Origin of the sequence: Synechocystis sp. LEGE 06083, from assembly GCF_015207725.1 — a bacterium.
Classification (GTDB): Bacteria; Cyanobacteriota; Cyanobacteriia; order Cyanobacteriales; family Microcystaceae; genus Synechocystis; species Synechocystis salina.
Window position 1 is genome coordinate 1 of record NZ_JADEWJ010000160.1, and the last position, 8,941, is coordinate 8,941.

An 8,941-nucleotide genomic window follows, 5' to 3' on the forward strand; every position below is an offset into this window, starting at 1 on the left:
ATCCTCAATCTGATCTAGTGCAGTCGCCACTTCCCTCAATTTTAATGCCGGGTCAGAGGTTTGCGTCAATACCGCTAGGGGCAATAGTCCTGGACTCTGAAGAAATGCTTCCGATGATTGCTCCCAGAGCCGAATCGCTTGATAACGGTGCACAGTCTCCCCTACCTGAAAACTATCTTGATAAACCAAGTCATTACTGCTGGGCTTCAAGTAGATAACAAATTGGTGCATCGTCTTCTGGGGAAAACGGCGATATACCCTCACCCGATAGTCCAGCATCCGAAAACCCATGGTCGGGTCAGGCTCCGTTTGGAATTCCAGATGCAACACCAAGTCTTCTGATTGCTCCAAAATCAAGGAGTCAGCCCGAATTGGCTCCAGGGAAAGTTCCGTCGGACTGAGCTTGGTCAATTGGATTGGTCGTCCCAACAACCACTCGGCGTAGTCTTCGGAAAATGATTCAGCCAGAAATTTGCACAGATTATCGAACATACTCAAATTTTACGGGCGATCGCCAAAAGTATTTGTTGAGTTACTGATAAGAAGCAAAGTCCGCCCGGCTAAAGCCCGTTTTCTGTGGGGTCTATATTTGACGGCATCTTACATTGAACCCATGGATAATAACCCTAAAAATTACTAGGGGTTGGTGGCACGCCGAAAAACCGATTTTTAGGCGATCGCTTTTTGAAACAGCAGATCAAAATACTTATTTACCGATTGTTCGATATCTAGTAGCACAAGCTGGAATCGTTCTGGAGCAGAAAAATCTAGAATTTCGCGCTTTACAATGGGCAACTCGCTACAATGGGCGATCGGGACGTACTGCTAGACAATTTGTTGATTTTCTCAGCGCATAATTGACAATTTGATCACAACTATATCTGTATCTTTAGCGGGTTTCATACCCGGAGATAGTCTCTGAGCATGACAAGAACCAGGATAAAAATTTTACAAATGGCGATCGCCCTCAATCTAAAAATACTGGCACTACTGCTGAGTGGCATCGGTCTATTTCTCAGTGCTTGGATGATCATCCCAGCCCCAAACATGGCACTGCTAACCCTGAGAGTCGGTGTGCCTGAAGTTAGCCCCTGGCTACTGGTACTGAATGCTACAGCAGGCGGGGTATCAATGGTAGGCGTGCGCCACAGTTGGCTGCAACGGTTGACTTTGGGTGCTAGTTTGGTGGGACTCCTTCTTAGTGCTATGCCACTAATTCAAATGCCTGCCACGCAGCAGAGGATGGAGGTTGCTATGCGGGAAGCTCTGGGGACAAACTATCTAGAGCAAATTCCCAATCAATTGCAGATCCAGATGCGATCGCAGCCGTTTTCCCTCACTGATTCCTTCACGGGCATCAATCTCCGTGAAGTGCGATATACACCAGACATCCAGTTTGCCTCTCCTGATGGCGTATCGTTAAAAATGGATATCTACCGACCTTTACAAGTGGGAAAATATCCAGCAATTGTGGTGATCTACGGTGGATCGTGGCAACGGGGCGATCCAAAGCAAAACGCCGATTTCAGCCGCTATATGGCAGCGCAGGGCTACACCGTTTTTGCAATTGATTACCGTCATGCTCCCCTTTATCGCTTCCCTGCCCAGTTAGATGATGTACTAACGGCACTAGCCTTTATCCGCCAACACGGTAGTGAATATGAGGCTGATCCAGAGCGAATAGCTTTGCTCGGACGTTCTGCCGGGGCGCATCTAGCCATGCTAGCAGCCTATCAGCAGTCTGAGACGCTGCCAGTCCGAGCCGTAGTTAGCTACTATGGTCCCATCGATCTAACTGAAGGCTATGCCAACCCTCCGCGCCCCGATCCGATCAATTCGCGATCTGTTTTGCGGGCATTTCTAGGGGGTTCGCCGGCTGAATTGCCTGATCTATATCAGAAGGCGTCTCCTATCAACTATGCTATTCGCCCACAGCCGCCAACGCTGTTAGTTTATGGGCGTAATGAGCATGTCGTACAGGTGCGATTTGCACAGGGAATGTACCAGCGCCTGCTTGCATCTGGCACTACTGCTATCCTACTAGACATCCCTTGGGCTGAACACGCTTTTGATGCAATTTTTTCAGGTCCAAGCAACCAGTTAGCACTATACTACACTGAGCGTTTCTTAGCTTGGGCACTACGCTCCTAATTGTGACTACCTACATTCCGCAGGCTCTACCAATAGTTACTAAATTTTCGGGAAAACACTACAGATAGCGTAGTTTTCTGGTATTGATTGACTGGGAGTCAAGAGGCAAACCCCGAAATAGGCTTGCCGTCGTACTCGATTTCAGACGAAAGTGTACTACGTGCGGAATGTAGGTGACTAATTAAGTAACGACAGATGGCATTTCAATTGCTTTGGAAAAAGGCTCAACCATAGCATTATCAACGCTTATGGGGTATTCAAATATTATTGATGGAGAAATCAACAGATTATTTAACTGGGGTAATAGAGCGAATTACTTTTCACTCTGAAGAGACTGGATACACCGTTGCTCGACTCCAAATCCCTAGAGCAAAGGAATTAACAACGGTGGTGGGTAATTTTGCCAATATCCAAGCGGGGCAAACCCTTAAATTACAAGGAATCTGGAAGGAACATCCCAAATATGGTTCCCAGTTCCAGGTTAGTCAATACCACGAAACTAAGCCGGCAACTTTGACGGGGATTGAAAAATATCTTGGTAGTGGCCTAATCAAAGGGGTGGGGCCTGTGACAGCAAAAAGGATTGTGGCCTATTTTGGTTTGGAAACCCTGGAAATTATTGAAGGTGAAAGCGATCGCCTGATTGAGGTGCCGGGCATTGGCAAGAAACGGGTCAGGATGATCCAGAGTGCCTGGGCAGAGCAGAAAGCCATCAAAGAAGTGATGCTTTTCCTCCAGGGCCATGGAGTTTCCACCACCTATGCAGTCAAAATCTATAAGCAGTATGGGGATGATGCCATCAAGGTGGTCACTGATAATCCCTACCAATTAGCAGACGATATTTTCGGTATTGGTTTCCTGACGGCAGACAAAATTGCCCAACAGGTCGGCATCGCTCCCACTTCCAAGTTTCGTTACCGGGCCGGCATTCTCCACACCCTTGGTGAAGCGGCGGAACAAGGCCATTGCCATCTTCCCCAACCAGAATTGGTCAAAGAGGCGATCGCCAAGCTAAGCACGGAGGAATTTGAAGCGACGGTGGAAACAGTGCTGGCAATAGTTGGGGAAATGGTGGCGGCTCAGGACTTGATAGAGGAAGTATTGAGTGCAGAAGAAATTCTACTGTTCAAGCCCACTTTCTACCACACCGAATGCAAATTGGCGAGTTATGTGACGCAAAAGTTAGCCAATGGACAAATGGTAGATACAGAAAGGGTAAAAAGCTGGATTAGCCGCTATACGTCAAAAAAAGCACTGGAATTGTCTCAACAGCAATATAACGCCGTGTTTCTAGCGGCCAGTGCTGGACTAATGATCCTCACCGGCGGCCCAGGAACAGGGAAAACCTTCACCACCCGCACCATTGTTGCTCTTTGGAAGGCCATGGGTAAAAAAATTGGACTGGCGGCCCCCACTGGCAGAGCGGCCCAGCGGTTAGGGGAAATGACGGGGCTAGAAGCAAAAACTCTGCACCGGCTATTGGAATTTGACCCCAATACCATGGGCTTCAAGCGTAATGAAGATAACCCTTTGCCTTTTGATGCGGTGATTGTGGATGAAGCTTCCATGCTGGATTTGTTCCTGGCCCATTCCCTCCTCAAGGCCATTTCCCCCAAGACTCAATTGCTGTTGGTGGGGGACATTGACCAGTTACCCTCTGTCGGGCCGGGGAATGTTTTGCGAGATTTGATTGCTTCCCAGCAGATAACCGTAGTCAGGTTAAACCAAGTCTTTCGCCAAGCGGCAGCCAGTGCCATCATTCGCCATGCCCATCAAATCAACCACGGGCAATATCCTCAAGTGGAAACCATTTCTGACCAACCCCAATCGGATTGTCTTTGGCATAACGGCGGCACGGAACCAGAGCATGGGGTTCAGTTAATTGGGGAGTTACTAACGGATTTTATTCCCAAGCAAGGTTTTAATCCCCGCCAAGATGTCCAGGTATTATGCCCCATGCAACGGGGAGTAATCGGTACTCGCAACCTCAATGCCGTGGTGCAATCTATCCTCAATCCACCCCAGGAGAATAAGCCCCAGCTCCAACGGGGAACCACCATCTTCCGCCTCGGCGATCGGGTTATGCAACTGAAAAACGACTATATTCGGGAAGTCTTCAATGGCGACCAGGGCACCATCACTGCCATTGATAAGGAAGAACAAATATTGACCATTACCTATGGCGATCGCCCTGTGGATTATGATTTTGCTGATTTAAATGAGATTGGTTTAGCTTGGGCCATTAGCATCCACAAAAGCCAGGGTTCGGAATATCCTGTGGTCATTTTGCCGTTGTATATGCAACACTTCCTTCTACTGAGCCGCAACCTTTTTTACACCGGACTTACCAGAGCAAAACAGTTGGCTTTAGTGATTGGTTCCTCCAAAGCTTTGGGTTATGCTGTGCGGCAACAGCAGGAACGGCAACGCCACACCAGGCTCCAGGAAAGGATTAAAGGAAGAGATCTGATTTAGTTTGGCGATCGCCTTGAGTAACTTCAGTTTGCCGGGAAGGGAAAATCCTAAATAGGTTATGACTGTTACCTCCAACTTAGAATAGTTTTAGTACAGTTGACGGTGAATCTCTCCCCACAAATTATGCCTTCCAACGTCCTGCCAGAAATTTACCGTCCCAGCCGGCGAACAGTTTATGAGCTGCCCCTTTACGCTTGTCCAGTATCAGCCGGTTTTCCCTCTCCGGCGGAGGACTATTTAGAAGGGAAGTTAGACCTCAATCAATATCTAATTAAACATCCTGCTGCCACCTTCTTTGTACGAGTGACTGGGGATTCGATGATTGGGGCTGGGATTCATGCCGGGGATATTTTGATTGTGGATCGTTCCCTGGAGCCACAGGACGGCAAGGTGGTGATCGCTGTGGTCAATGGGGAATTATTAGTTAAACGGTTGCGGATGGAAAAGCAAAAAATTTATCTAGCTTCCGAAAATTCTGACTATCCGCCCCTGGTCATCACAGATTTAATGGACTTTGAAGTGTGGGGTGTGGTCACTAGTGTGATTCATCCCCTATGAACAGCATTGCCCTGGTGGATTGCAATAATTTCTATGTGTCCTGTGAGCGGGTCTTTCAACCCCTATTAAACGGCAAGCCAGTGCTGGTACTTTCCAATAATGATGGTTGTGTGGTGGCGAGATCGTCGGAGGCTAAAGCCTTAGGTATCCAGATGGGAGTGCCGCTGTTCAAAATTCGAGATTTGGTTAAGCGACACAATATCCAGATTTTTTCTTCTAATTACTCTTTGTACGGCGACTTATCCCACAGGATAATGACTAGCCTGCGATTTTTTAGCCCCGTTGTGGAAATTTATTCCATTGATGAGGCGTTTCTGGAACTAACTCCAAATCAAAATAATACGAATTATGGGAAAGAAATTCGGCGTTGCCTTAAACAATGGATAGGCATTCCCGTTTCTATTGGCATTGCCCCCACTAAAGTACTGGCTAAGGTGGCGACCGATGTGGCAAAACAATCCGGGGTTGGCACATTTTGCTTAGACCAAGCAGAAGCGGCTGATCCTATTTTGGCAACTATGCCGATCGCCGATATTTGGGGCATTGGACGACGGTTGGAGAAGTGGTTTACCGCCAGGGGTATTTCAACAGCCTTGCAATTTAAACAAGCCAATCCTGAACTTGTCTGCAAAAAAATGGGAGTGGTGGGGCAACGGCTATTACTAGAACTCCAGGGAATTTCCTGTTTACCCCTAGAACTAATTCCTAATCCAAAGCAAGAAACCTGCGTTTCCCGTTCCTTTGCCCAGGCAGTAACCACATTAGATGAATTACAAACGGCGATCTCCTTTTTTATTAGTCGGGCGGCGGAGAAACTGCGGCGGCAACAACAAACCCCAGCGGTAATGATTATTTTTGCCCGCACTAGCTTTTTTATTGAGCAACCAATTTCTATCTCCCAGGCGATCGCCCTGCCGACCCCAACCCATTACACCCCAGAATTACTCAAATTGGCTCAAGCCTCCCTCAAACAAATCTTTCGACCCCATCATCCCTACAAAAAAGCTGGCGTGATAATGACAGGGCTACAGTCGGAACGGATTGTGCAAGGCAATCTTTTTGAACAACCACGGGATACGGAACGGCAACAGCGGCTTATATTGACAGTGGATCAGCTTAATCGACAGTTTGGCAGGGAAACTGTCGGTTTTGGTCTTTTGGAGAAACAACAGAATTGGCGGATGAAGTCTGACCTACGCTCTCCTCGATTTACAACGGCTTGGGATGATTTGCCAGAAGTAAAGGCAGGACTTTACTAGGGGTTTAAAACCTCATTGGAAAACCTATCGGTCATGGCGATCGCCAATAAAGCTGGCGTTTGGGCTAATGGGGATGCAGAGCGGCCTTGGGATTGGCGCAGGGCTTGTCATAATTTATTTGTACATCATCTATTCCCACCATCGCTTGATTGTTTTTTTAGTCTCCATTGATTTTAAATTTGATTCCATTTCTTCAATAACTTCAAGGTCAATAGAATTATTTTTCAGAAATTCTCTGGCAATCTTTACTGCTTTTTTCATAAACCAAACTGCTTTTTTATAATCACCAGTTTCATAATATAGATAAGCGAGACCTTCAAACCCGTCCTGGTGATTGGGTTGAGAACGGGTGAGCATTTTAAACTTAATTTCTGCTTGTTCATAGTTTTTATTGCTTAGAAATTTAAACCCTTCATTTGCCCAATTCTCATCATTTTCTTTACCAGCTTTAAGACTGGGAAACTCTTTTATTATTTCTGCGATGTAATTTTCTTTGCTCATGTTTTTCTATACCTATTCTAAATTTTCACTATCTAGCTATACTATCACCCCCCAATTGCCCTTCCTTTAACTCACATCCCCAACCATCCCCATCTTTATCAAGTTGGTGGTCATCCTTGCCTGTAACCCTGACTGGCTTTTGATTGTCGGGAATATCAGAACAATTCACATCGCGGTCAGCAGGTAAGCAGAGGTCAGGGTAAGACGGATGGCATTCAACCTGAGAAGGTGTGTGCTTAGGGCAAGCAAAAATAATTCAATCATTTGACAATCGCCATCAAGCAATTCAGCGGGGCTAACGAGGCTTACATACATTACATAAGAGACTCCCCGACCATCAGCGGAATTTTACCGGGGGTTTAATGGCGATCGCCAAAAGTTCTTGCTGGTCACTGATGGAAAGCAAAGTCCGCCCGGCTAAAGCCCGGCTTTCTGTGGGGTCTATATTTGATGGCACCGTGGATTACCACCGTGCATTGAAGAATGTAGGCGATCGCCTTGAGTAACCTCAGTTTGACAGGAAGGGAAAATTCTCAATAGGTTATGGCTGTTACCTCCAACCCAGAAAAGTTTTAGTACAGTTGATGGTGAAGCTCTCCCCATAAATTATGCCTTCCAACGTCCTGCCAGAAATTTACCGTCCCAGTCAGCGAACAGTTTATGGGCTGCCCCTTTACGCTTGTCCAGTATCAGCCGGTTTTCCCTCTCCGGCGGAGGACTATTTAGAGGGCAAGTTAGACCTCAATCAATATCTGATTAAACATCCTGCTGCCACCTTCTTTGTCCGAGTGACTGGGGATTCGATGATTGGGGCCGGGATTCTACCGGGGATATTTTGATTGTGGAATGTGGCAGGTTCTTATGACAGGGAAAAACCCAACTCTCCCTCCAGGCTGGGAGGGCTACCACTATTTACCAATTGCTCAGGCTGCAATTTAAACTTTATTTTTTTCTAAAAGCTCTATTCGTTTAGGATTTTGCGCTGAATATTGATGAGATATTGATCTAATTCTTCAACACTAGCAAAAATAGATTTCGTTGGCATCGCCTGGACAATTTCAAAGACTTTTTTAACCTGGGGTTGTAACCCCAATGCACAGACATTACCTTTATGTTTGTGCATAATTTGTTGCAGCTTGAGCACCACCCTCAGCCCTGCACTACTGATGTATTCTAAATGGGTGAAATTCAGAATAGCACAGTGAATATCTGGGGTGATGACTTGAAGAATCAATTTCTCCAATTCCGGTGATGTTTGGCTATCGAGACTACCCTCCAGATGAATTTGTTTCGAGCCAGTCCTTGGTTCATCCACACTGATAGTTAGGGGCATAGGTCAACTTCCTATTGGCACTACTTATTCAAAGTTAAATCAAAGTATCATCTAAACATTATGACTAAATTACGCACCGCATGAATAATTCCAATTCTCCATCTCCCGCCGGGTATTTGCTGGGAGCATCCCACTTTAGCAAAAACAGGGAAAATGGGAGGGTAAGCGTAGGAGAGTAAAGACCAATGAAACCAGAAGACAAAGAGTGACCTTGTCCCGAAAAAGTGGACAAATCCCAAGAGGGCTTAGTTTTAGCAGTGGGAAAATTTGGGTCGCTTATCTAAACTGTCCCATTTGCGATGTTTGGCTTTACGAGTCTGTCTAACGATAAATCAAGATTTTCGGGTAATTAGGCGGCGAAACTGTCTCATTTATGGTCATAAATGGGACAGTGGAGATTCAGATAAGCTATAAAATTTGATGTCTGAAAGCATCACTGGATAAAGCTTTCAGCCTTAACGACCAAAAATTTTCCGTTGCTAATACTAAGCCCCAACCGACTAACCCGTTCCACCAGGGGCAATAGTTCATTATCTCCAATATAAGAAGCAATAGCAGTCAAAACTTAAATGGGAACTCGGTGGCATTAGAGGAAATAATTATTCAAAAGGCTTTCAGCAAAATTCTAGCGATAATTGCCCCGGTGTCACATTCCCCTGTTGCC

Annotated in this window: 8 protein-coding genes and 1 pseudogene; 6 read left to right on the plus strand and 3 right to left on the minus strand. The window is 46.2% G+C overall.

The window, feature by feature from the left end; genetic code table 11:
* A partial coding sequence (locus IQ219_RS12600) for an Rpn family recombination-promoting nuclease/putative transposase (RefSeq protein ID WP_194072831.1) occupies positions 1–492 on the minus strand: 492 nt, incomplete at its 3' end.
* Positions 493–605: 113 nt separating this feature from the next.
* On the opposite strand from IQ219_RS12600, the gene IQ219_RS12605 reads away from it, so the two are divergent.
* From IQ219_RS12605 to IQ219_RS12625, 5 genes are all read left to right on the plus strand, one after another.
* Positions 606–857: a DUF815 domain-containing protein gene (locus IQ219_RS12605; protein WP_194072832.1), complete on the plus strand. Its 252-nt coding sequence runs from the start codon at positions 606–608 to the stop codon at positions 855–857.
* Between the two features lie 97 nt (positions 858–954).
* A complete protein-coding gene (locus tag IQ219_RS12610; RefSeq protein WP_194072833.1) occupies positions 955–2,151 on the plus strand; it encodes an alpha/beta hydrolase in 1,197 nt (398 codons plus the stop codon).
* 270 nt (positions 2,152–2,421) lie between these two features.
* The gene (locus IQ219_RS12615) at positions 2,422–4,626 is read left to right on the plus strand and encodes an ATP-dependent RecD-like DNA helicase (protein ID WP_194072834.1); all 2,205 of its coding nucleotides are present in this window, start codon (positions 2,422–2,424) and stop codon (positions 4,624–4,626) included.
* 123 nt (positions 4,627–4,749) lie between these two features.
* Positions 4,750–5,184: a LexA family transcriptional regulator gene (locus IQ219_RS12620; protein WP_194072835.1), complete on the plus strand. Its 435-nt coding sequence runs from the start codon at positions 4,750–4,752 to the stop codon at positions 5,182–5,184.
* Entirely contained in the window at positions 5,181–6,443 is a 1,263-nt protein-coding gene (locus IQ219_RS12625) for a Y-family DNA polymerase (protein ID WP_194072836.1), read from the plus strand. Before IQ219_RS12620 ends, IQ219_RS12625 begins: the two co-directional genes overlap by 4 nt.
* Before the next feature lie 129 nt (positions 6,444–6,572).
* Here IQ219_RS12625 and IQ219_RS12630 read toward each other — a convergent pair whose 3' ends face one another.
* A complete protein-coding gene (locus IQ219_RS12630; RefSeq protein WP_190599914.1) occupies positions 6,573–6,944 on the minus strand; it encodes a type IV pilus biogenesis/stability protein PilW in 372 nt (123 codons plus the stop codon).
* A gap of 608 nt (positions 6,945–7,552) precedes the next feature.
* Here IQ219_RS12630 and IQ219_RS12635 point away from each other — a divergent pair.
* A pseudogene (locus tag IQ219_RS12635) lies at positions 7,553–7,791 on the plus strand (S24 family peptidase); the annotation flags it as partial.
* Positions 7,792–7,905: 114 nt separating this feature from the next.
* Here IQ219_RS12635 and IQ219_RS12640 read toward each other — a convergent pair.
* Positions 7,906–8,277 (minus strand): STAS domain-containing protein, encoded by a 372-nt coding sequence (locus IQ219_RS12640; RefSeq protein ID WP_194072837.1) that lies wholly within the window; start codon positions 8,275–8,277, stop codon positions 7,906–7,908.
* Positions 8,278–8,941: the final 664 nt, after the last annotated feature.